This is a genomic window from Halobacillus litoralis, from assembly GCF_009856355.1.
GTDB lineage: Bacteria > Bacillota > Bacilli > Bacillales > Halobacillaceae > Halobacillus > Halobacillus litoralis_B.
Genome location: NZ_WMEW01000005.1, coordinates 214,752 through 237,386 on the forward strand (window position 1 = coordinate 214,752; position 22,635 = coordinate 237,386).

24 protein-coding genes are annotated in these 22,635 nt (G+C 46.6%); 6 read left to right on the forward strand and 18 right to left on the reverse strand.

The annotated features are described in order from the left end of the window. Positions 1-11 precede the first annotated feature (11 nt). From parE to GLV97_RS09840, 4 genes are all read right to left on the reverse strand, one after another. Positions 12-1,967: a DNA topoisomerase IV subunit B gene (parE, locus tag GLV97_RS09825; RefSeq protein WP_160889579.1), complete on the reverse strand. Its 1,956-nt coding sequence runs from the start codon at positions 1,965-1,967 to the stop codon at positions 12-14. 329 nt (positions 1,968-2,296) lie between these two features. Beyond that, the gene (locus GLV97_RS09830; RefSeq protein WP_160835705.1) at positions 2,297-2,710 is read right to left on the reverse strand and encodes a CoA-binding protein; all 414 of its coding nucleotides are present in this window, start codon (positions 2,708-2,710) and stop codon (positions 2,297-2,299) included. 11 nt (positions 2,711-2,721) lie between these two features. Continuing rightward, positions 2,722-4,248: a glycine betaine ABC transporter substrate-binding protein gene (locus tag GLV97_RS09835; RefSeq protein WP_160889580.1), complete on the reverse strand. Its 1,527-nt coding sequence runs from the start codon at positions 4,246-4,248 to the stop codon at positions 2,722-2,724. Further along, positions 4,245-5,312 carry an ABC transporter ATP-binding protein gene (locus GLV97_RS09840; protein WP_160840300.1) on the reverse strand — a complete coding sequence of 356 codons (1,068 nt, stop codon included), beginning with the start codon at positions 5,310-5,312 and terminating at the stop codon, positions 4,245-4,247. The genes GLV97_RS09835 and GLV97_RS09840 overlap by 4 nt, the downstream gene beginning before the upstream one ends. A 278-nt stretch (positions 5,313-5,590) precedes the next feature. Between GLV97_RS09840 and plsY the strand changes: the two genes are divergently transcribed. The 4 genes from plsY to GLV97_RS09860 all read left to right on the forward strand — a co-directional run bounded on the left by plsY (position 5,591) and on the right by GLV97_RS09860 (position 7,867). Continuing rightward, complete coding sequence (gene plsY, locus GLV97_RS09845) at positions 5,591-6,172, forward strand: glycerol-3-phosphate 1-O-acyltransferase PlsY (protein ID WP_160835702.1); 582 nt, start codon at positions 5,591-5,593, stop codon at positions 6,170-6,172. A gap of 146 nt (positions 6,173-6,318) precedes the next feature. Next, the gene (folE2, locus tag GLV97_RS09850) at positions 6,319-7,263 is read left to right on the forward strand and encodes a GTP cyclohydrolase FolE2 (protein WP_160835701.1); all 945 of its coding nucleotides are present in this window, start codon (positions 6,319-6,321) and stop codon (positions 7,261-7,263) included. Next, a complete protein-coding gene (gene yidD / locus GLV97_RS09855; RefSeq protein ID WP_160889581.1) occupies positions 7,260-7,493 on the forward strand; it encodes a membrane protein insertion efficiency factor YidD in 234 nt (77 codons plus the stop codon). Before folE2 ends, yidD begins: the two co-directional genes overlap by 4 nt. A gap of 83 nt (positions 7,494-7,576) precedes the next feature. Further along, positions 7,577-7,867 carry a HesB/YadR/YfhF family protein gene (locus GLV97_RS09860; RefSeq protein ID WP_160840299.1) on the forward strand — a complete coding sequence of 97 codons (291 nt, stop codon included), beginning with the start codon at positions 7,577-7,579 and terminating at the stop codon, positions 7,865-7,867. A 222-nt stretch (positions 7,868-8,089) separates the two neighbouring features. Here the strand turns inward: GLV97_RS09860 and GLV97_RS09865 are convergent, their stop codons facing one another. The 7 genes from GLV97_RS09865 to acnA form a co-directional block, all read right to left on the reverse strand. Beyond that, positions 8,090-8,401 (reverse strand): hypothetical protein, encoded by a 312-nt coding sequence (locus GLV97_RS09865; protein WP_160835698.1) that lies wholly within the window; start codon positions 8,399-8,401, stop codon positions 8,090-8,092. Further along, entirely contained in the window at positions 8,401-8,826 is a 426-nt protein-coding gene (locus GLV97_RS09870) for an acyl-CoA thioesterase (protein WP_160835697.1), read from the reverse strand. The genes GLV97_RS09865 and GLV97_RS09870 overlap by 1 nt, the downstream gene beginning before the upstream one ends. A gap of 2 nt (positions 8,827-8,828) precedes the next feature. Beyond that, positions 8,829-11,084 (reverse strand): AAA family ATPase, encoded by a 2,256-nt coding sequence (locus tag GLV97_RS09875; RefSeq protein ID WP_160889582.1) that lies wholly within the window; start codon positions 11,082-11,084, stop codon positions 8,829-8,831. Between the two features lie 117 nt (positions 11,085-11,201). Beyond that, entirely contained in the window at positions 11,202-11,435 is a 234-nt protein-coding gene (gene tlp / locus GLV97_RS09880) for a small acid-soluble spore protein Tlp (RefSeq protein WP_160889591.1), read from the reverse strand. Between the two features lie 131 nt (positions 11,436-11,566). Further along, positions 11,567-11,710 (reverse strand): FbpB family small basic protein, encoded by a 144-nt coding sequence (locus GLV97_RS09885; RefSeq protein ID WP_160835695.1) that lies wholly within the window; start codon positions 11,708-11,710, stop codon positions 11,567-11,569. 50 nt (positions 11,711-11,760) lie between these two features. Further along, the gene (locus GLV97_RS09890; RefSeq protein ID WP_160835694.1) at positions 11,761-12,351 is read right to left on the reverse strand and encodes a TlpA family protein disulfide reductase; all 591 of its coding nucleotides are present in this window, start codon (positions 12,349-12,351) and stop codon (positions 11,761-11,763) included. 120 nt (positions 12,352-12,471) lie between these two features. Next, a complete protein-coding gene (acnA, locus tag GLV97_RS09895) occupies positions 12,472-15,177 on the reverse strand; it encodes an aconitate hydratase AcnA (RefSeq protein WP_160889583.1) in 2,706 nt (901 codons plus the stop codon). A gap of 279 nt (positions 15,178-15,456) precedes the next feature. On the opposite strand from acnA, the gene GLV97_RS09900 reads away from it, so the two are divergent. After that, positions 15,457-15,885, forward strand: a complete 429-nt coding sequence (locus GLV97_RS09900; RefSeq protein WP_160889584.1) for a DUF2621 domain-containing protein — start codon at positions 15,457-15,459, stop codon at positions 15,883-15,885. 17 nt (positions 15,886-15,902) lie between these two features. Here the strand turns inward: GLV97_RS09900 and GLV97_RS09905 are convergent, their stop codons facing one another. The 7 genes from GLV97_RS09905 to GLV97_RS09935 all read right to left on the reverse strand — a co-directional run bounded on the left by GLV97_RS09905 (position 15,903) and on the right by GLV97_RS09935 (position 21,552). Then, positions 15,903-16,385: a CcdC family protein gene (locus GLV97_RS09905; RefSeq protein ID WP_160835691.1), complete on the reverse strand. Its 483-nt coding sequence runs from the start codon at positions 16,383-16,385 to the stop codon at positions 15,903-15,905. Between the two features lie 99 nt (positions 16,386-16,484). Then, on the reverse strand, positions 16,485-16,928 hold the full coding sequence (locus GLV97_RS09910; protein WP_160835690.1) for a Na(+)/H(+) antiporter subunit B: 444 nt from the start codon (positions 16,926-16,928) through the stop codon (positions 16,485-16,487). 69 nt (positions 16,929-16,997) lie between these two features. Further along, positions 16,998-17,702: a cytochrome c biogenesis protein CcdA gene (locus tag GLV97_RS09915; RefSeq protein WP_160836467.1), complete on the reverse strand. Its 705-nt coding sequence runs from the start codon at positions 17,700-17,702 to the stop codon at positions 16,998-17,000. A 141-nt stretch (positions 17,703-17,843) separates the two neighbouring features. Then, positions 17,844-18,068 carry a YneF family protein gene (locus tag GLV97_RS09920; RefSeq protein ID WP_008640348.1) on the reverse strand — a complete coding sequence of 75 codons (225 nt, stop codon included), beginning with the start codon at positions 18,066-18,068 and terminating at the stop codon, positions 17,844-17,846. 324 nt (positions 18,069-18,392) lie between these two features. Next, the gene (tkt, locus tag GLV97_RS09925; RefSeq protein ID WP_160835689.1) at positions 18,393-20,396 is read right to left on the reverse strand and encodes a transketolase; all 2,004 of its coding nucleotides are present in this window, start codon (positions 20,394-20,396) and stop codon (positions 18,393-18,395) included. A 170-nt stretch (positions 20,397-20,566) separates the two neighbouring features. Beyond that, on the reverse strand, positions 20,567-20,800 hold the full coding sequence (locus tag GLV97_RS09930; protein WP_160835688.1) for a DUF896 domain-containing protein: 234 nt from the start codon (positions 20,798-20,800) through the stop codon (positions 20,567-20,569). A gap of 101 nt (positions 20,801-20,901) precedes the next feature. Beyond that, on the reverse strand, positions 20,902-21,552 hold the full coding sequence (locus GLV97_RS09935) for a YneB family resolvase-like protein (RefSeq protein WP_160835687.1): 651 nt from the start codon (positions 21,550-21,552) through the stop codon (positions 20,902-20,904). A gap of 308 nt (positions 21,553-21,860) precedes the next feature. On the opposite strand from GLV97_RS09935, the gene lexA reads away from it, so the two are divergent. Next, complete coding sequence (gene lexA, locus GLV97_RS09940; RefSeq protein ID WP_160889585.1) at positions 21,861-22,484, forward strand: transcriptional repressor LexA; 624 nt, start codon at positions 21,861-21,863, stop codon at positions 22,482-22,484. The last annotated feature ends 151 nt before the right edge of the window (positions 22,485-22,635 follow it).

A 22,635-nucleotide genomic window follows, 5' to 3' on the forward strand; every position in this document is an offset into this window, starting at 1 on the left:
ACGTCCCCCTTTTATGATTGGATTTTATCGTTTTCCAGAATGTTTGCTTCGTCTTCGAGACCAAAGGCAACGTGGGATTCAATCCATTTACGGCGAGGTTCTACTTTGTCTCCCATCAATGTTGTAACTCTTCGTTCCACACGGGCAATATCATCAATTGTGACCCGGATCAGCGTTCGTGATTCTGGATTCATCGTTGTTTCCCACAACTGGTCGGCGTTCATTTCACCGAGACCCTTGTAGCGCTGGATCGTATAGCCATTTTTAAATTCCTTCAGGATTTTCTGCATACCTTCCTCATCCCAGGCATATTCGGTTTTCTCTTTTTTTCCTTTGCCTTTGGACACTTTATAAAGGGGTGGAAGAGCGATGAACACCTTCCCGGTTTCTACCAACGGCCGCATGTATCGGTAAAAGAAGGTGAGCAGCAGCACCTGAATGTGTGCTCCGTCTGTGTCTGCATCGGTCATGATAACGATCTTATCGTAATTGCAGTCTTCCAGAGTGAAATCCCCGCCTACGCCCGCGCCGATCGTATGAATGATCGTGGAAATCTCCTCATTTTTAAAGATATCCGCAATCTTTGCTTTCTCTGTATTAATTACTTTACCGCGGAGGGGTAGAACGGCTTGAAACTTACGGTCCCGTCCCTGCTTGGCCGATCCGCCCGCAGAATCACCCTCAACGAGATACAGTTCGTTTTTCTCTGCATTCTTTGACTGTGCCGGAGTCAGCTTTCCGCTCAAGAGCGTATCCTTACGCTTCTTCTTCTTGCCGGAACGCGCATCTTCTCTGGCTTTTCTCGCTGCTTCCCTGGCCTCTTTCGCCCGGATCGCTTTCTTAATCAGCATCGAGGCTGCATCTGGATTTTCCTCAAGGAAATAGATGAGCTTCTCTGCTACAACACTGTCGACAGCCGAGCGGGCTTCAGATGTTCCCAGCTTACTTTTCGTCTGTCCTTCAAACTGGAGCAGCTCCTCGGGAATTCTTGCTGAAATGATCGCTGTGAAGCCTTCCCTGATATCGTTTCCTTCAAGATTCTTATCTTTTTCCTTCAACAGCTGTGTTCTGCGCGCATAATCATTGAACACCCGCGTAACAGCTGTTTTAGCTCCTGATTCATGCGTTCCTCCATCTTTTGTGCGCACATTGTTTACAAAGGATAGGATGTTTTCTGCGAATCCATCATTAAACTGAAACGCAAAGTCCACTTCAATCCCTGACTGTACGCCCTCAAAAGATACAACTTGATGCAGGGTATCTTTTTCTTCATTTAAATACTTAACGAATGAAACCAGTCCATCATCATACTGATATTCTTCTTTTTCTCCATCCTTCCGCTCATCCACCAGAACGATACGGAAGCCTTTAAGAAGAAATGCTGCTTCTCTCAGTCTTTCCGAAAGGGTTTCAAAATTAAACTTCGTCACAGAAAAAATGTCGGGGTCCGGCTTAAACCGGATGGTTGTACCGGATTTGCGTGCAGCTCCCTTTTTTTCCAGGGATGTAACAGGCACGCCTCCTTTTTCGAAACGCTGGTAGTATTTCTCCCCATCCCGGCAGATGTGAACTTCCAGCCATTCAGATAAGGCATTGACAACAGAGGCCCCGACCCCGTGGAGACCTCCGGAAGATTTATAGCCGCCCTGTCCGAATTTACCTCCGGCGTGTAAAACAGTTAAAATTACTTCCGGTGTGGGCTTTCCTGTTTTATGCATTCCTACAGGCATACCACGAGCTTCGTCCTGTACAGAAACGCTTCCATCTTTATGAAGGGTAACCGTCATCTTTTGTCCGAATCCAGATAAAGCTTCATCGATGGCGTTATCCACGATTTCGTGGACGAGGTGATGAAGACCGCGGTGGTCCGTGGATCCAATGTACATCCCCGGTCGCTTCCGGACAGCCTCCAGCCCCTCCAATACTTGTATAGAATCATCTGAATACGTATGATTTTGACTCGACAATTTCCAATCGGCTCCTTTCTCTTTCACAGCAACTAATTACCATAATAGAACAAACGTTCGATTGTGTAAATGACTTTTCCTCTTTACACGTGCAGATTCAGTATAAGACACGCAGCGGAGCAGAGGGTTTTTATCGTTCTATTCTACTGCCTGCCTTATGCATGTTTTTATCGTTTCGTGAAATGGATGCTGTTTATACAACCGCTCTCAAAAAAACACTGCTTGTTATATTGTAGCGATTTTACATCGTTTCGCAAACATAATTCTTCCAGATAACGTGAAAAAATCCCTGAAAGGACAGGGATTTTTTCAAATTCAACTTCTTTATATCACTTGTACAGACTATGGGCAACCTTAATACAGAGGTCCATCATGACCTTTGTGGACGTATCTTTCAACTGTTCCCATGCTTCTTCATGATAAACCCCCTGCTGGGCCCAGAAAGCTTTAGGCTGGAGCGCTTCTGCTTCTTCAGCCACCCCCGGAAGATATTCAGAGCGGCGGAATACGTTAACAATATCCACCGGCTCCTGGATTTCCCGGAGAGAGGCGGCAGCCGGCTCTCCGAGAACTTCCGTAACCATCGGGTTAACAGGAATAATTCTGTATCCTGCCGCCTGCATAGCTTCACTGATCTGGTACGAAGTCCGGTGTGGTTTATCCGATAGTCCGACAACGGCAATCGTCTTGGATTCTTTTAAGACGTTCTTAATCTCCTCTGGAGACGGATTTTCAAATGGCATGTCCATTCCTCCTATTCTTCAATAAGACCTTCTTCAACAAGGTATTCGCGGGCCACCATTTCTGGTGAACGGTCCTCAAAATCCACTTCATAATTCATTTCCCGCATTTCATCTCCGGTAATCTTTCCACCCAGTTGATTCAGAGCATCTTCGATTTCAGGGTACTGATCAAGCGTTTCCTGCCTCATCAGCGGGGCGCCCTGGTAAGGAGGGAACAGATTTTCCGGGTCCTCCAGCACTTTCAGATTCAAATCCACCATATAACCTGCTGTAGCATAGGCGTCAATGATGTCCACTTCACCATTGGAAATCGCTCCCTGGCGTAGGCCTGGATCCATCGTTCTCACTTCGCCGAGATCAAGGTTATACACTTCTTTCATTCCTTGATATCCGTCCTGACGATCATTGAATTCAAGAGTGAAACCGGCGGTCAACTGGTCTTCCACCTGTTTTAAGTCACCGATGCTTTCCAGCCCGTATTGGTCAGCCAGTTCCTGCGTGGTCGCGACGGCGTACGTATTGTTGAACTGCATCGGCTCAAGGTAAGCCATATCATACTGTTCACTCATCCCCTGCGCCGCCTGTTGATACACTTCCTGTTCCTTGTTACTCTGAGCCTGTTCTCCCATCAGGGATACAATGGCTGTTCCTGTAAATTCAGGGTAGATATCAATACTTCCTTCCTCCAGGGCGCTGAAAACAAGGTCTGTTTTCCCAAGGTTCGGTTTTAAGCCAACCTGAAGATCGGTTTCTTCTTCAATAAGAAGCTTGTACATGTTGATTAAAATGGCAGGCTCGGATCCGAGTTTGGCCCCCAGTACAAGATCATTCTGGGATTTGCTGCTGAACAGCAGCGGTCCAACGGCGATAAGAGCTGCAATTACCAGCAGACTGACGAGGGAACGGAATCCTGACTTTGCAGAAGTCCGTTCAAATAAACGCAGAATTAAATCCAGCACGATCGCAAGAAGGGCAGCTGGAATGGCTCCCAGCAGAATTAAATTGGCGTCGCCGCCACGGTCGAGGCCGAGAAGGATCAAATCACCAAGACCTCCAGCCCCAATCAGAGCAGCGATGGTCGTAGTACCGACAATCAGCACCATCGATGTCCGGATACCTGCCATAATGACCGGCATCGCCAACGGTAGTTCTACACGCGATAACCGGCGGAACGAACTCATCCCCATCCCTGTAGCCGCTTCTTTCAGGGCAGGATCTACTTCCTTTATTCCTGTATACGTATTTCTCAGAATAGGGAGAAGGCCGTAAGCCGCAAGGGCAATGATGGCCGGCGTTTCCCCGATTCCGAAAAATGGAATCAAAAAGGCCAGGACAGCGAGACTTGGAATGGTCTGAAGAACAGCGGTCACTCCAATGACCGGTTCAGCTACTTTCAATTTTCTCGTTAACAAGAGACCGAGAGGAACAGAAATCAATGTTGCAATTACAAGGGCGATAATGGATATCTGCAGGTGTTCCCACACTTTCTCCCACAGGACATCCTGTCTTTCTGCAAAAACCTGAATAAATCCATTCACAGCTGAACAGCCCCCTGTTCCTGATCAGACTTCTCTTTTAAATAATGAACGATATCTTTATAGGAAAGCGTGCCAACAAGCTGATCTCCTTTTACGACCGGGAGAATCCGATGCGAATTTTTTTCAAATTCTGAGACAGCTTCCCGGAGGACGGTTCCGTTTGTCAGTATCGGAAGCATAACTTCCCTCCCGTCAACGACACCTGTCTGGTAAATCCCTTTTTCAGAGGTCAGTACATATGCACCGTGGTCCGGTATCGAGCCTTCTTTATAATCCTGATAAGGGAAAATCCTGCTTCCGGACTGATCCATGATCACATCGACGGCTGTCAGCCAGGGGGATTTCCGTCCTCCGATAAAATCACGGACGAAATCATCGGCTGGATGGAGAATGAAATTCTGTGGGGTATCCACCTGAACAATCCCGCCTTCTTTCATAAGGCAGACCCGGTCGCCCAGAGCAAGAGCTTCATCCATATCGTGCGTAACAAACACAATGGTCTTTTTAATTTCCTGCTGCAGGTTCCGGATATCCTTTTGAAGCTGCTCGCGGCTGATGGGATCAAGCGCACTGAACGGCTCATCCATCAGAATGATATCGGGGTCGGCCGCCAACGCTCTGATTACCCCTACACGCTGCTGCTGTCCACCGGAAAGCTCACTCGGTTTCCGCTTACGGTGTTTCTCAGGATCGAGTCCGACCATCTGCATCAGTTCGTCGATCCGTCCGGATACATCTTTTTTCTTCCATTTTTTCATTTCCGGTACAATCGCAATGTTCTCTTCAATTGTCATATGTGGAAAGAGGGCGATTTCCTGAAGGACATAGCCGATATTCCAACGCAGTTCATGAATGTTGTAATCCTTGATGTCCTTATTATGTATCGTAATGGTTCCATCAGTAGGATGTATAAGGCGGTTGATCATTTTCATCGTCGTTGTCTTCCCGCACCCACTCGGACCAATCAGAGTGAGAAGCTCCCCTTCTTCCACCTCGAGATTTATATTTTTTAATGCCGTCGTCCCGTCCGGGTACGTTTTGGACACATTTGTAAAAGTAATCATGCGTTTCCTCCTTCATATACTAAAGACCGTACTATTTACCCACTTTCACACAGGTTGAAACCTATTGCAACCATCCACTCTTCCCTTGCAAAAGGACCGGAAAAACCTTGTCACAGCTTTCCTGATTGGTATAATAAGATGTTGCGGCGTTGAATTTACAGCTCGCTCGTCCTATACATACGGGGTCCATAGAAGGAAGAGAAGCTGATAGAATTTTCCGTTCTTTCCCCGGCGCCTGCATGATAAAATAGAAGAAAGTAATGAAGGAGTTGAACTTATTGGAATATCTACTTTATTCCCTTGCCGCCTATCTCCTCGGCTCCATTCCATCAGGACTGATTGTTGGAAAAGTGGGTTATGGTACAGATATAAGAGAACATGGGAGCGGAAATCTCGGCGGGACGAATACATTCCGCGTTCTCGGAGTAAAGGCCGGCTTAATCGTTACGACAGCCGATATTTTAAAAGGGACCACAGCTGCCGCCCTGCCCTTCTTTCTCGGAGCAGAAGTCATCCCGCTGATTATAGGTATTTTTGCCGTCATCGGTCATATGTATCCGGTATTTGCAGGTTTTAAGGGAGGCAAAGCAGTCGCTACATCCGGAGGCGTCATCCTCGGGGTGAACCCTCTTGTATTTCTCGTTCTTATCTTATCGTTTTTCATTTTGTTATACATTTCCAAGTACGTGTCCCTCTCCTCGATGGTGTGCGGGCTCGTCGGAATAGGTGCTTCCATCCTTCTAGAGGAGTATGGATTGACGATCGTTATTTCCATTTTTACGATCTTTGTTATTTACCGCCATCGTTCGAATATTAAGAGAATCATCAATAAGACAGAACCTAAGATCACGTGGATGTAACACGAAAGCCTGTCCTTAAAGGATAGGCTTTCTTTTATTGAAGCATCCTAGGGAGACGGCACATTTCCATAAGCATTCCATTGTCATTAAAGAAATACATAAGGTATACTTTGACATAGAAAGAAGGCCTGAAAGGAGTCCTTGCTATGAATAAAACTGAACTAAATCAAACGAAACAGCTGCCTACTAAAGAAGAAAGACATAAATTATTCGGGTCTGTCGATCCAGGTCCACGCACCAAACCCGTCGAAAAAGACCAGATGGCGGATCTGCAGAATTCAAGAAAAGATTTTCTGTTCGATATTGATATGGTGGGTATTTCAAACGTCAAACACCCAATTCGTATCCCGAGCAGTATGACCCCCCAGATTCAAACAACCATCGGCACCTTTTCCTTTGGTTCCTCGATTGCCAAAGGCAGTAAAGGTACGAATATGAGCCGGTTCACTGAACAGCTCGATAAATACCACAATGAAGGCTTTGCTATTGATATCGAAACCTTGAAACAGTTCACCGAGGAACTGGCCGGACGCCTGAAACAGACGGACGCAGAGGTTGAAGTCACCTTCCCGTGGTTCTTTGAAAGAAAAGGCCCTTATTCCGACTTGACCGGAATGAACCATGCCGATGCAACCATCCGCGTGGAATATGATCAGGAGACAGGACACGATGTGACCGTTACCCTGACTGGAAAGATTACCACGCTGTGCCCATGTTCCAAGGAAATCAGTGAGTACAGTGCACATAACCAGCGTGGGAATGTCACGATGTCAGTTAAACTGACGGATGACTTTAATGAACAGGAAGTTGATTGGAAAGCTGCTCTTCTTGAAGCGGCTGAAAGCAATGCAAGTGCCAGAATTCACCCTGTCCTCAAGCGTCCGGATGAGAAGATGGTCACAGAACAGGCTTATGAAAACCCGCGGTTTGTCGAGGATATCGTCCGACTTGTGGCTGCGGACCTGTATGAATACACCTTTGTGGAATCCTTTGAAGTTCAGTGCCGGAATGAGGAATCGATTCACCTGCACGATGCCGTAGCTTCCCTTAGTTATGACAAGAAGCAGGAGCGTATACAGGAAGAACGATGAAACAACTGATGATCGGCATCATCCGATTCTATCAAAAAGGGATCAGCCCCTTTTTTCCACCGAGCTGCCGCTTTCAGCCCACCTGCTCGTCTTACGGGATTGAAGCTTATAAGCGCTTTGGTTTTTTTAAAGGGACGTGGCTGACGGTCCGACGGATTATGAAATGCCACCCTTTCCACCCCGGTGGGTTTGACCCTGTACCGATGAAGAAAGAACACGCAGATAAGTAAAGCGGATGGGAAACGTTTATCCCATCCGCTTTGCGGATATAGCAGGATATAGACGATTTTAATGACAGGAGTTGAGCTGCGATATGAATTTAACCGTAACCGAAGAAGCTGCCGAATGGTATGAAAATGAACTGGATATAGATGAACAGGCCCATCTCCGTTTTTACGTAAGATATGGAGGAACAGGCGGTCTGCAGCCCGGTTTTTCCCTGGCTATCAAATTGGAAGAACCTTCTGAGCCGGTCGCCGAAACCAAGACCGGACGCATCCATTTCTTCATAGAATCGGATGATGCCTGGTATTTTGATGACCACTCCCTTGAAGTTCAGTATGATACTAAATGGGAAGAACCTTCATTCGAATATAAAAAGTAAAACGACAGGCTTGTAGGGAAATGAAAGTTTTCCTACAAGCTTTTTTGTATTCTCAAAATCTGCTCCAGCCTTTGCCATTCCACCTTGGACTTCTTAAAACAAAATTTCCCCGATGCATTATGTCTCTGCTTATACGGATTCAGATGGATGCAAAAAGGCTGCCGGGGAATTTCCCCCGACAGCCACATCCCTCCCTCTGGGACACTGCTTGATTTTTTCAGGTTACGTCTCCTTCTTACCCAGCGAGAATCGCTCGATATGCTCCCAGTACCCTTCCTGCTTTAATATTTCATACTGCTTATCGCCGAACAAGTCGAAATGAGGATAAGGGTCAAGGTGGATCCACCCTGGATGAAGGCCGTAACGCCGGCCCCATTTCTTTAACACGGCCAGATCACTGCATCCGGCTTTCGTAACTGTGTCACAGCCTGGAAATCTCTCATCCAGCCAGAAATGAGTAAGAAGCGCGACTTCCCCCTGTTGAATCCGCCGTTTCCATGTCTCCAGCTCTTCCCTTTTCACACCAAAGGCCATCAGCTTGTCGTCTCCAAGGCTGACAAGTAAGCTTCATGCCATTCGGGAAAGCTTTTCCGTATAGAGACCGGACGGAAGCTGCCGCTTTTAACCACCACATGCTTCGTTACACCTGTAACAGCGATGGAACCGTCATGATGGACGACTTCATAACCGTAGGATACGCGAAGGCCATCATAGGATTCCACCCATGTACGGACTTGGACATCATCCCCGTACCGTACCGGCTTTTTAAAACTCACCTGAGCATCAATCACCGGGGAAACGACGCCTTGTTTTTCAATTTCCGCATAACTGAATCCGAGTCCCTCAATGAAGGCGGTCCGTCCGATTTCGAACCAAATCAGATAATTGGCATGATAGACGACCCCCATCATATCGGTTTCCTGATACCTGACCTGGATGGGTGTTTCAACAATTTTCATGACTAAGACTCCCTTCTCACTGCGCTCCAGGCTTTTTCCAAGTCTGGCAGTTCAAGCTCATTCATATCTTCAAGCTCGCCTTCCATCATCCGTATCGCCTGATATTGAACAGCTTCATTGACAAGATTATTTACGAAACGCCCATTCCCGCGAATATGGTGGTCGGAATATTTCTCAAGCAGATAGGACTCGGCCCATTCATTGAAAAAGTATCCGTAGTTCCGCGCGTGATAATGGGTCATTTCCAACAGCTCCTGCTCGGTATAATCCGGGAACTGGAAGTATTTCTTAAAACGGGAGGAAAGCCCGGGATTACTCTCGACCAGCTGCTCCATCTCCTGCTTATACCCCGCTAAAATAACAACAAGGTTCTCATTGTGCTTCGTCATTTCATCGACAAGGGTTTCAATCGCCTCTTTGCCAAAATCATCACGCCCGCCGTTATAGAGGGCATAGGCTTCATCAATGAAAAGAACGCCGCCAAGGGCTTCCCTGATTTTACGTTTTGTTTTGATGGCGGTCTGACCGACATAGCCGGCGACAAGATCCGAACGGGATGCGACAACCATATGGCCCCGTTTAAGAAGGCCGCACTCTTTTAAGACGTCAGCATAGATGGCAGCCACGGTTGTTTTTCCTGTTCCCGGATTTCCTGAGAAGACCGAATGAAGTTGGATGGGCACGACCGGGTGTCCTTTTTCCTTACGTTTCTGCTGAGCCTGCACGAATGACGACAGCTTTCGGACTTCGGTTTTCACACTCGTAAGACCGATCAATTCATCAAGCCGCTGCATAGGCGTGCGCTCCTCCAGCTTATCATCATCATCCCACGACAAGTCTTCTATCGTGATCCGCATATGGTCGAGCCAGTGCTGCTTATCACGCTCCGCCTCCTGTGCTCCCTTATGAAAAACAGTCTTTAATACAAGGTTCTTTACCGTTCTGGCATTACCGAACGAATCGTCGACCCGTTCTTTATCAATCAGGGAATCGAACTGTTTTCTGGCCTGTTCTGTAAAAAAGAAATCATTTTCCAGGGCTGTCTGTTCCGCTATATTCATGAGCTCATCCATTTGATAATCGGGAAGTTCAATATGATTTTGTTCAGGGAAACGACTTCTAAGCCCCGGATTGGACCATAAGAACTGGCGCATTTCTTCTGGATAACCAGCCATAATTACGGCAAACTTTCCTCCGTATTCCTTGCTTGTCATCGCCGAAACAAGCGTATCAATGACCGCTTGTCCATAATCATTGCCTGTCTGTCCTTCTCTGCGCAGGCTGTAGGCCTCGTCAATGAAAAGTACGCCTCCAATCGCCTGTTTCACGTAATTCATCGTATTTTCTTCACTCTGGCCGACATAGGAACCAACTAAATGGGAGCGGTTGACTTCCACCACTTCCTTCGTATCGAGAATGCCGAGTTCGTGGTATATATTAGCAAGCAGACGGGCCATCGTTGTTTTCCCTGTCCCAGGGTTACCTGTAATGATCATATGTAACCCCGGCTCATCCACCATCGTAAAGCCAAAGTTCTTCCGTTCCTGTTGATATTGAAGAAAGCGGTAATAGCGGCGGATGTAATCTTTCACATCCTGAAGACCGACCATCTGGTCCAGGGCTTCCAACGGATTCCGGGTGGCTGTTTCCGTAAGAAACTCCGGCAGCCGCCGGTGAATGTCATCCTGTTTATCAGACAACTGTCTCGTCCGCTCGTTCACTTCCTTCACCGGCACACGGATTCTCCGGTTTTCAATCGAGTGGATGGCTTCTTCAAGCATTTCCTTCAGCTCTTCCAGCTCATTGTAAATATCCTGGTAGATCTTCAGGCGGCTGGAAACATCAAGAAGGGTCTTCTCTGCCAGCTCGTGGTTCCACTGACTGATGACTTCCTGGACATCCTCATATATCGATTTCACTTTTTTAGCTTTTGCCGAATCATGATCCGTCTCATGAAGGATCCACTGTTCCAAAGGGGTTTCTTTTAGTATGGCGTAGGCTTTCATCAGCTGCTTTGATTCATACAGGTCTGTAACCAGTGAATGGGAACCCTCGAGCCTTCGGGCTTCATCAATGAATTGATCGGCCAGCGGGTCCTCCCCTGGGTGTCTTTTCATCCTGTGATAAGCGAGGGCTGTATAAAGGACAGCTTTCAACTCCTTGTCCTCTGTCCCTTCATTCACATATCGGAGCGCCTCCACCTCTGTAATGGGAGGAGCCTGATCTATACTTTTCCATTGTCTCAACGTATTCAGCATCTACATCACTTCCTTTTCTATCACCGGTTTACATTTTATCATAGTCACCGGAACATGTAGATGAAGATGCATACGATATGAAAAACCGCTTCTCCTTTTGGAGAAGCGGTCGGCTCTTTAGTATTGTTGATGCCTGGAATGGGCGGACTCTTCTTTAATTTCCTGCCTCATGGCACGGAGAGACTCGTTTCTCCGTTTGTTTTTGTCTTCAATGTTACGCTGTTCCTCTTCGGTAGCATACGCAAGAGCGTCATGAGAAACTTCAATGTTCTCGATTGTGTTCTGCACTTTCTCCTGCAGCCGGTCTACATTATCAGCCCGGTTATCCGGGTTTGGTTTTTGATTAGCCATATGTTGTTGTTTATGAGACATACGGAACCCTCCTGTCGTTCAATCGCCCCATCCTCATGGAGTCATCCTTTACTTTTCCCATAAAGGACTGAAATATGACCATGGAAAAAAAGAAAAGCAGATTCCGCAATTTATGACGGAATCTGCTTTAAACGATCCTTATGTCTTTTTTCTATACGATCATCAATCTGATCCATCAACTGTTGATCAGATTCAATCGTCCTTATGTTTTCTTTTACACGCTCTTCAAAAGAAACTGGTTTATGTTTTCTCATGGAAATCTCTCCTTTACAGGTATGATTTCCACTTTTGACAGAAAATATTCCTATTTTAACGCATTTTTCATTTTTTCCATATCCTCATATGTCATCGGGCCTACGATCCGGGGCTCCTGGATAATCCCATCTGTACCGATGAAATAGGTGGTCGGAATGGAGATGATCTGATAATTCTGATTCAGGGATAATTCCTGATCCAGGAGAACAGGAAATGTATAGCCGCCGTCCTGTACGAAATCCTCCACCTTTTCCACACTTTTTTCCGAACCCGTTCCATTAACTGCAAGAATCACGACTTCATCCCCATGTGCTTCCTGAAAACGCTGCATCTCAGGCATTTCCTCTCTGCATGGCGGGCACCACGTGGCCCAGTAGTTCAAAAACACCTTTTTCCCTTTAAAGTCAGAGAGGCTGACCGTTTCCCCGTCCAGGGTTTCCAACGTAAAATCAGGGGCGGCATCCCCCTGCTGAAGCCCTTCGGGAGCATTGGGAGCGGTCATTCCTGCTCCATCCTGACTTCCGCTGCTTTCCGGCGTCTCTATGGCCTCATGCTGTTCACCGTCTGTTTCCTTCATGACAGAAAAAATACCGAATATGAGAAGTCCGGCTAAAAAAAGGCCTGCTAGCCATTTCTGCATACATTTCCCCCGCTTTTGGCTGTCCTTATTCTATATATAACAATATATAAAAAGATTATGTCCGTAAAGGTGTACGCAAAGAAAAAAGACCGCTCCCTAAGAGCGGTCTTCTCCTCCGATTTATTGAAGCTTATTACGCAGTACCATCTGCAGGATTCCACCATGACGGTAGTAATCCACTTCCACTTCACTGTCAAAACGGGCAATGACATCAAATTCTTTCTTGCTGCCTTCCTCATCCACAGCGGTTACCTTCACAAGGTCACGCGGCTTCACGTCTTCACCGACTTCAACGTCGAACGTTTCCCTGCCTGTCAGACCAAGGGATTCAATGGAATCTTCCGGCTTAAACTGCAGTGGAAGAACACCCATCATAACAAGGTTGGAACGGTGGATACGCTCAAAGCTCTCAGCGATGACCGTCTTAATACCAAGGAGATCGGTACCTTTGGCCGCCCAGTCACGGGAGCTTCCCATACCGTAATCGTTACCGGCAATGACCATCAACGGCGTTTGATCTTCCTGATACTTCATAGCCGCTGTATAAATCGGCATGACTTCTTCAGTCGGCCAGTATGTCGTAAATCCACCTTCTGTACCAGGTGCAAGTTCGTTGCGGATCCGGATATTGGCGAACGTACCACGCATCATCACTTCATGATTACCACGGCGGGAACCATAGGAGTTAAAGTGACGCGGGCTTACGCCTTTGTCCTGCAGGTACTCTCCTGCCGGCATATCCTTAGGAATCGCCCCTGCCGGTGAAATGTGGTCCGTTGTTACGGAATCCCCAAACTTACCAACAACGCGCATGCCATGAATCGGTTTAACCGTTTCAGGGTCCTTGGAAAGCCCTTCAAAGAACGGCGGGTTTTGGATATATGTGGAATCATCGTTCCAATCATACAATGGTTCATCCGTCGTCTCGATCTCATTCCATTTTTCATTGGAATTGAAGACACTTTCATATTCTTTACGGAAAATCTCAGGTGTGACCACACGTGCGATTTCCGCTTTAATTTCTTCCTGGGAAGGCCAGACATCATTGAAGTAGACATCTTTTCCATCCGCTGTTTTTCCAATCGGCTCATTTTTCAGGTCGATATCAACCGTACCGGCCAGGGCATAAGCAACCACAAGTGGTGGAGAGGCCAGATAATTGGCTTTTACCAGCGGGTGGATACGCCCTTCAAAGTTACGGTTACCGGAAAGGACAGAAGACACAGTAAGATCACTGTCAGCAATCGCTTTTTCTATTTCAGGTAAAAGCGGCCCGGAGTTACCAATACATGTCGTACAGCCGTAACCGACAAGATTAAAGCCGAGCTGGTTCAAGTAATCCATTAATCCTGAATCTTCAAGGTAACGGGTTACAACCTTGGACCCCGGTGCAAGGGAAGTCTTCACATAATCAGGAACCTGCAGTCCAGCTTCCACAGCTTTTTTCGCCACCAGTCCGGCTCCGAGCATAACATGCGGGTTGGACGTGTTTGTACACGACGTAATCGCTGCGATAGCAAGGGCACCTGTTTTCATGACGGATTTGTCGCCGTTTTCAAACTGAACTTCCGCCTCTTTATCAAATTCAGACTTATCAAGTCCGAAACCGTGGTTGCCGGCAGGACCGGTGATCGCTTTTTCAAAGGAATCCTTCATCTGGGACAATGGAATCAAATCCTGCGGACGCTTAGGACCGGACAAGTTCGGCTCAAGCTCCCCGAGATCGATTTCAACCAGTGACGTAAATTCAGGATCTTCGAATGATGGATCATACCAGAGGTTGTTCCGCTTGGAGTATTCTTCTACAAGCTTGATCTGATCTTCCGTTCTTCCTGTCAGACGGAGATATTCCAGTGATTCTCCATCAACCGGGAAGAATCCGCATGTAGCTCCATATTCGGGCGCCATGTTGGAAATCGTGGCACGATCAGCCAGCGGCATCTCCTGAAGGCCGGGTCCAAAGAACTCGACAAATTTTCCGACAACATTCTGCTCACGAAGCTTCTGCGTGACTTTTAACGCAAGGTCTGTCGCTGTTGTACCCTGCGGGAAGCTGCCATTCAGTTTCACACCGATGACTTCCGGAGCAGGGAAATAGGATGGCTGGCCGAGCATACCCGCTTCAGCTTCAATACCACCAACACCCCAGCCGAGAACACCAAGACCATTGATCATCGTCGTATGGGAGTCTGTACCTACGAGTGTATCCGGATAGGCATCATACGTCCCGTCTTCCGCTTCCAGCGAGTGAACGACATTTGCGATATACTCAAGGTTTACCTGGTGGACAATACCTGTTGCCGGTGGTACAGCACGGTAGTTGTCAAACGCTTTTTGAGCCCAGTGAAGGAATTCATAACGCTCTTTATTTCGTTCAAATTCAAGTTCCATGTTCACATTCAATGCATCAGGTGTTCCGTATTTATCCACCTGTACCGAGTGATCGATAACAAGGTCAACCGGTACTTCCGGGTTGATTTTGTCTGGACTGCCGCCCATATCGACCATGGCTTTTCTTAAGGACGCAAGATCAACAACCGCCGGTACGCCGGTGAAGTCCTGCAGAATAACGCGGGAAGGTTTAAATGGAACGTCCTCCCCTTTTGATTTTTCAGTTCCCCAGTTTGCTAGACTCTCCACGTGTTCATCTTTAATGACACGTCCGTCGTGCTGACGAAGCAGAGACTCCAGTAGGATACGGATGGAGAAAGGCAGACGGGAGATCTTGCCGTGTCCCGCATCTTCTAAGGCTTTCAGGTCGTAATAGTTATAGGTTTGGCCGTTTAGGTCAAATTGTTTGCGAGCATGAAAAGCATTGCTAGCCATTTTCCTTTTACCCCCTCATAAATATTCAAACAATGGCCTTTTTACAGGCGTCATCGTTCCCCAAATTTGTACATTTGAACCCTTATGTATTTTCAAGGTATCAAATCCGCACTATTTATTGTAAATGAAAACGATTTATAAGTAAAATGAATGACAACAAATTTTTCTGAATTGGGAGTATTTTAAACAAAAAACAACATTCTCATCACTACTTGAGTTTGTATACACTTCGAATTATAATAAAATTAACAAAGATTTGAATATGAAACGGGTGATCGTATGTCAGGTGGTTTTGCACTCTTTATTGTCGGCTGGATTATCATCATGGTCAGCCTGATGGCCATCGGCGGTTTTTTTATGTTTCGGAAATTTCTTAAACGGATTCCAAAAGAGGATGGAAAATCGACCATAGACTGGGAAGAATACTATGTGGACCAGACCCGGCATATGTGGTCGAAGGATCAGAAGGAGCTGCTGGAGGAACTGATTTCTCCTGTTCCTGAGCTTTTCAGGGATGTGGCCCGCCAGAAGATTGCCGGACGTATTGGCGAACTGGCTCTGAGCAGCCGAAAGAAAAGAATTACGCAGGACATTCTCATCGAAGGGTATATCCTCGCCACCCCTAAACGGGACCATAAGTTTCTGGTCAAGAAGCTGAACGAGAAAGAAATCGATATGACCCCTTACCAGACACTTCTGGAAAATTAAAAAAAGGACCCCGCTGTTCAGGCGGGGTCCTTTCCTGTATGCATCTTTTTTTCCAGGTTTAAGTACTGTTTCAGCATAGCCAGACGCCACGTAATGATCATACCAAAGGCGAGCAGGAAGAACATGCCGCTTGTTTCTCCCAGGGACACATGCTGGCCGACGATCAATTTGAAAATGATCCTTACAGCAAGCAGGCCGAACAAAATCATAATGAATGACTTTGAAGGTTTTAAGTAAATATCGCCATCCCGCACTTCAAATTTCGAAGTACGGATAAGAAAGATTGAAAAAAGAGCTCCGATGGATACAGCTTCAAGAACCTGGGTCCACTCGACACGGAAAATCGGAAAAACAAACATGAATGCGCCGGTACTCATAAAGAATGGCGGAAGAATAATTTTCTTCACACTGGCCGGCTTTCTGGCGGCCCTCAGACGCACAAAGATCATCGCTGTGGCCATGAAAGCCGCGGCCACTGTACTTGCAATCAACCAAAACATAAAAATCCACTCTTTCTGTTCCATCCGGTCCGGATCAAGGATTGATGATCATCAGGATAACTTCGCCTAAAGCGGAAGTTCCGGAGGTTCGGCAGTTTCTTACACGCCTTCCTCTTCCCCCCGGTCATTTGCAATGGTGAGAATAATGGTCATCGTAACACCTACAACAGCCAGATAAACCCCAAGATCAAACAGCAGCGCTGTAGCAAGTTCGGTTTTTCCAAGGATCGGAAGCTGGAAATAGGCAAACGTCTGGGTTAAAAACGGCTGGTCAAATAAAAGACCCCCCACACCCGTTAAAGCAGCTATCAGCAGTCCAACCGGAATCACATGCCTGAAATTGATAGGAAGAATCTTCTCCATGGATTTGATTCCGTAGGCCATGTACATAAGCACGATAGCCGCTGATGTCATAAGTCCTCCAATAAATCCTCCTCCCGGCGCATTGTGGCCGGCAAAAAACAAGTAGGCCGAAAATCCAAGCAGGATAAAGGCAATCAATGTTGTAGTGGTTCGTAAAATGATGTCATTGGTCCGGGTCATACGATTTCTCCTTTAGTGATATGTTTTTCTACTTTCATGATAATACAAAAAACGGGTAAAATCCACGCATTAAAACCCTTGAAAATCGAACAAGCCGGCTAAATAGGACGTCAGCATGTACATCCAGTTGAAATACAGGGCGATTCCAACAGCAATCATAATAAACCCGCCTGCCTTTACGATCCCCGCACTGTGGCGTCTGATCCATCCCAAACGTCCGATAAAAAAGGAAAGCGCAAAAAAAGGGATCGAAAAGCCCAGGGAATAGGCAATCATCATGACGAGGAACAGATCAGGCGAATCGGCTGCAAGGGAAAGGACAGCGGCAAGGATCGGTCCAGTGCAGGGAGTCCACCCCAGGGAGAATGTCAGACCGATCAGAAACGTTCCCAAATACCCGGAAGGCCTGTTTTTAAAAGTGATTTTCCGATCTTTCATTAAGAAGTCGAAGTTGAACACACCAATAATGACAAACCCGAAGAAAATAATGAGAATGGCTCCCAGTCTTCGGATAATCGTTTCATTCTGGATAAGAAACTGGGAAAAGAATGAGCCGGAAAACCCTAAGATTAGGAAGATTGTTGTGAAGCCCAGCAAAAAAAGCAGCGTATGTATAAAACTGGTCCGCTTCAGCATACCATTGTCCTCTTTTAACTCCTGCACACTCATACCTGTTATGTACGAAAGAAAGGCTGGATATAAAGGAAAGACACATGGAGAAATAAACGACAAAAAGCCTGCTCCAAAGGCAAGGAATAGATTAACATCCATAATTTGACCTCCCCTTTCTTTTTCGTAGTAGGATCCGCTGTCTATTTTAGCAGATGAAACCCCTGAAAGGTCCGGGTGATGTGAACATCTGTTGAACGCCTTCATAGAGAAAGCCTTCTTTCCCGGGAAAGAAGGCTTGTTTGATTATTTCATTTGGTTGTTCATGGAACGCATCATCTGATTGATCTTCTTCTGCGAAGGCTTCTGCCCCATCTGCATCATCAGTGTACGTAACATCTGCTCATTGATTGGCGGGTTCTTTTTCAAATAGTTCATCATATATCTTCTGGCGATGAAGAAGCCTAGTGCAACACCACCGACAAGAGTCAATAAAGCAATGATGATAACCCAAACGATCCCCAATGTCATGTCTTCGTCTTCCTCCTTCGTGTTGTCTCCCATAACAGTATAGTAAAACGATTATCAGAATACAATAGCCGTTTCCAACCCGGCCTTCTATCCGAGCCCCAAACTATCTTTACCAGCGGCTGATCATCCCTACATACGTAAGAAAACCTGTTTCCGCCATATGGAAGAAGCAACGATCATTCTTACTTTTTATTATACCACAGGTCAAGCCTTTTTCGAAAAGATCCCAGGCTTGTTCCTTGTAAAACTGCTGCCGGATGATCATTCCATCAGATTTACATATGTATAGGGAAGGCTGTCCCCAAAAGGAACAGCCCTCTCCACTTACTTCATAAGGTTTTCAGCATGTTTGACAACATTTTCAACCGTAAAGCCGTAGTTCTCAATGACTGTATTTCCTGGAGCTGAAGCACCGAATGTATCGATACCAATGACAGATCCGTCAAGGCCTACATAGCGCTCCCAGCCGAAGGAAGCTCCCATTTCAACAGCCAGACGCTTGCGCACGCTGTTTGGAAGAACTTTCTCTTTATATTCAGCTGACTGCTCGTTGAAGCGGTCAAAGGAAGGTACACTGACGACGCGCACATCATAGCCTTTCGTCTTAAGCTCTTCCTGAGCTTGAACAATCAACTGCACCTCTGAACCAGAAGCCAGAAGAATCGCATCCGGCTCTTCCTTATCCGAATCGCTCAGGACGTAAGCGCCGCGCTTCATGCCTTCATAAGCATGCTCTTCTGTTCCTTCCAGTGTAGGAAGTCCCTGACGCGTTAAAACAAGTGCAGACGGCTTATCTTCTGACTCAAGAGCCAGTCTCCATGCCGCGTTGGTTTCGTTCCCATCCGCCGGACGAAGCACGGAAAGATTCGGCATAGCTCTTAGAGACGCGAGCTGCTCTACAGGTTCGTGTGTCGGTCCGTCTTCACCTACAGCAACAGAATCGTGTGTGAACACATAATTAACCGGTAGATTCATAAGAGCGGAAAGTCGGACTGCTGGACGAAGGTAGTCACTGAATACAAAGAATGTACCCGCATAAACTTTCAATCCGCCGTGAAGCCCCATACCGTTCAGTGCGGCAGCCATAGCGAATTCACGTACACCAAACCAGATGTTACGGCCGGCATAATTTTCGCGGGAGAAGTCCTCTTCTCCTTTTACTGCTGTTTTGTTGGATCCGGCAAGGTCTGCACTTCCACCGAAGAAATATGGAACCGTTTTGGACAATGCATTGATGGCATCACCAGACGCTGCACGGGTAGCCGGGCTGTCTTCGCCTACTTTATAAGTTGGAAGCTCCTTATCCCATCCTTCAGGCAGCTCGCCGCGGATAGCGGCTTCCAGTTCTTCAGCAAGCTCTGGATACGCTTCTTTATAGGAAGCCATCAACTCGTTCCAGGACTGCTCTTTATCTTCACCGTTCTTTTGAACTTTGTCCTGGAAGTCCTGGTAAACTTCATCAGGGACATGGAAAGGTTCATGTTCCCATCCGTAGAACTGCTTGGCAGCTGTTCCTTCTTCTTCCCCAAGTGGAGCACCGTGGGAATCCGATTTACCGGATTTGTTTGGAGAACCGTATCCGATGACAGTCTTGACTTCGATCATTGTCGGCTGGGACGTATTGGATTTCGCCTGTTGGATCGCTTGTCCAATCGTTTCCACATCCGTACCGTCCTCAACGCGGATGACTTCCCATCCATACGCTTCATAACGTTTTTCAACGCTTTCACTGAAGGAACGGTCAAGGTCACCGTCAAGGGAAATGTCGTTGGAGTCATAAAGGACAACCAGCTTTCCAAGACCAAGATGGCCGGCAAGTGAAGCTGATTCCTGGGATACCCCTTCCATCAGGTCACCGTCTCCACAGATGGCGAATGTATAATGGTCTACAACGTTATAGCCTTCACGGTTGTATTTAGCGGCCAGATGCGCTTCTGCCATTGCCATACCCGTAGCCATAGAGAGCCCTTGGCCAAGCGGACCGGTAGTTGCTTCGACGCCGTCTGTATGACCATATTCCGGGTGTCCGGGAGTTTTAGAACCCCACTGACGGAACGATTTCAGATCATCCATCGTAACATTGTATCCGGATAGGTGCAGGAGGCTGTATAGAAGCATGGAACCGTGGCCTGCTGAGAGGACGAAACGGTCGCGGTCAAACCAGTTTGAGTTTTTAGGGTTGTGATCCATGAATTCCGTCCAGAGTTTATACGCCATAGGAGCCGCTCCCATAGGCATACCCGGGTGTCCGGAACTTGCTTTTTCTACTGCATCAATCGTAAGTGTTCGAATTGTATTAATTGAAGTTTGTTCAAGGCTTTTTGCCATTTCCAATATTCCCCTTTCTGTACAGGTATATGTACCATGTATTATCCTATAATGAAACAAGGCGTTGTGCAAACTTTTGTCCTCCGCCCTTCCTTAATTTCCCCCTGTTTCTGATGATTTAAACGAAAAATCCGCACCTTACGTATGAAGGTGCGGATCCGTAAACCTGTTTAGTTTTTCTTTTCGTTTTCCTGCATTTGTCTTAGTTTGGCAGGGGTTACATCATTCCCGGCCGGATCAATGACTGTGACGCCTTTCAATTGGTTTTTGAATGATTTGCGTGCACTCTGCAAATATTCCTGACGCAGGTTTTTTTGTTCATTTTTTTCTTCCTTCGTTAAATCCTGCTGCTTTGATTTATTGGCTAATTCGTTTATACGGTCTAATTTTTCTTGAGATAACATAGATCCTTCTCCTTTTTTTATAGTCTGGATCAGCTTTGAAACATGAAAAAGACAAGCAGCCCTAAGACTCTTGTCTCACTTATGTTCCTATAGTAACCTGCCTATTCTTCTTTTTCAAGTGATATGTACTCTTTATAACGCCGGTGAACCGTTGCCTTCGATACATCGTAGCCCAGCCCTCTCAATGTTGCGGCGATGTCCTTGAACGTTAAGTCACTGGCTCTGAGTCTGACAACCTCTTCGATCGGGAATTCCTTCCTTTCCCTTCCTGCTGCCAGATGCTGATTGGACAGGTTCGAGGATGGGTCATACCCCCCGGCCACCGCTTTCTGCATTCCCCGTCTGATCTTCATATTATGAATCTTTCTCTGGTATTCCTCCACGATCCCTACAATCTGAAGCACCATGGAATCCGACTCGGATAAATGAAGTTCACCATTATGGGATAAAGAATAAACTTTAACATTTAACCGGTTCAATTGATGGAAAAGGGCGATTTTCGTATTTCCTCTTCCCAGCCTCGTCTCATCCTGGACGAGGAGCGCCTCCGCTTCCTGATTGGAAAAGGCATCAAGCATCTGGAAGACACCTTCCCGTTCAATCTCATAACCGCTGGCCTGCTCCTCGATACAGGAGGCCACTTCCATTCCATGGTGTTCGGCCATGGCATACAGCTCCGCTTTCTGCCTTTTCAAGGAACTGACCTGTGCTTCCTTCTCCGTGCTTACGCGACAATATAGGATTACTCTCATGATGTGTGTCCTCGCTTCTACTGGTTTTCCAAGGTTTTATCCACTTGTAACCATAGAATAATAGAGAATAGCAAAACTAACAATAAACAAAACGATATAGGTGTAGTCCAATTTTGATAGTTTATTAAACATAATTGACCCTCCATTTAAGAACGAACGTTCCTAAGAACCTCTGTTCGCGTTTTCTAATTCTTATTATAGACGAATGTATGTTCTTGTCAACGACTTTTTTCGAACGCTTGTTTGTATTTTTGAGGATGGCATGGTACAATGTGGTTACTATAATCCTATGTACGAGGTGCTAATCTATGAGTAAACTTTCAAAGCGGCAGCAGGAAATACTAGATTTCATAAAAGAACAGGTTCTGCTTAAAGGGTATCCCCCTTCTGTAAGGGAAATCGGCCAGTCTGTCGGACTGGCATCCAGTTCCACTGTCCACGGACACTTATCCCGGCTCGAGAAGAAAGGATATATCCGCAGAGATCCGACAAAACCCCGGGCCATTGAAGTGATTGAACTTGAGGAAGACCACAGTATTCCGCGCGGGGAAGCCACGTACGCACCTGTCATTGGTAAAGTTACGGCCGGTTCCCCCATTACAGCGGTGGAGAATATCGAAGAGTACGTCCCCCTTCCGGATACGCTTGCCGGGTCGGAAGAAAATACGTTCGTACTAATTGTTCAAGGGGAAAGTATGATTGAGGCAGGGATCCTGGACGGGGATATGGTCATCGTCAGACAGCAGCAGACAGCTCAGAACGGCGATATTGTCGTGGCCATGACGGAAGAGGAAGAAGCTACAGTAAAACGATTCTTCAAGGAAAAGAACCACATCCGCCTGCAGCCTGAGAATGCTACCATGGAGCCGATCATTTTGAATGACGTGTCCATTCTCGGTCGAGTTGTCGGCTTATATCGTACAGTTAATTAATATAAAAAAACGGCGGGGATCTCCGAGGCCACTGAAAAACTGAGGATTTGTGAAAGGTAGAATTCAAAAAAGCGGATTGTATGGATAAAATAGTCCATGCAATCCGCTTTTCTTCTATTTTCATGAGGCTTACCCTTTCTATTCCTTCATT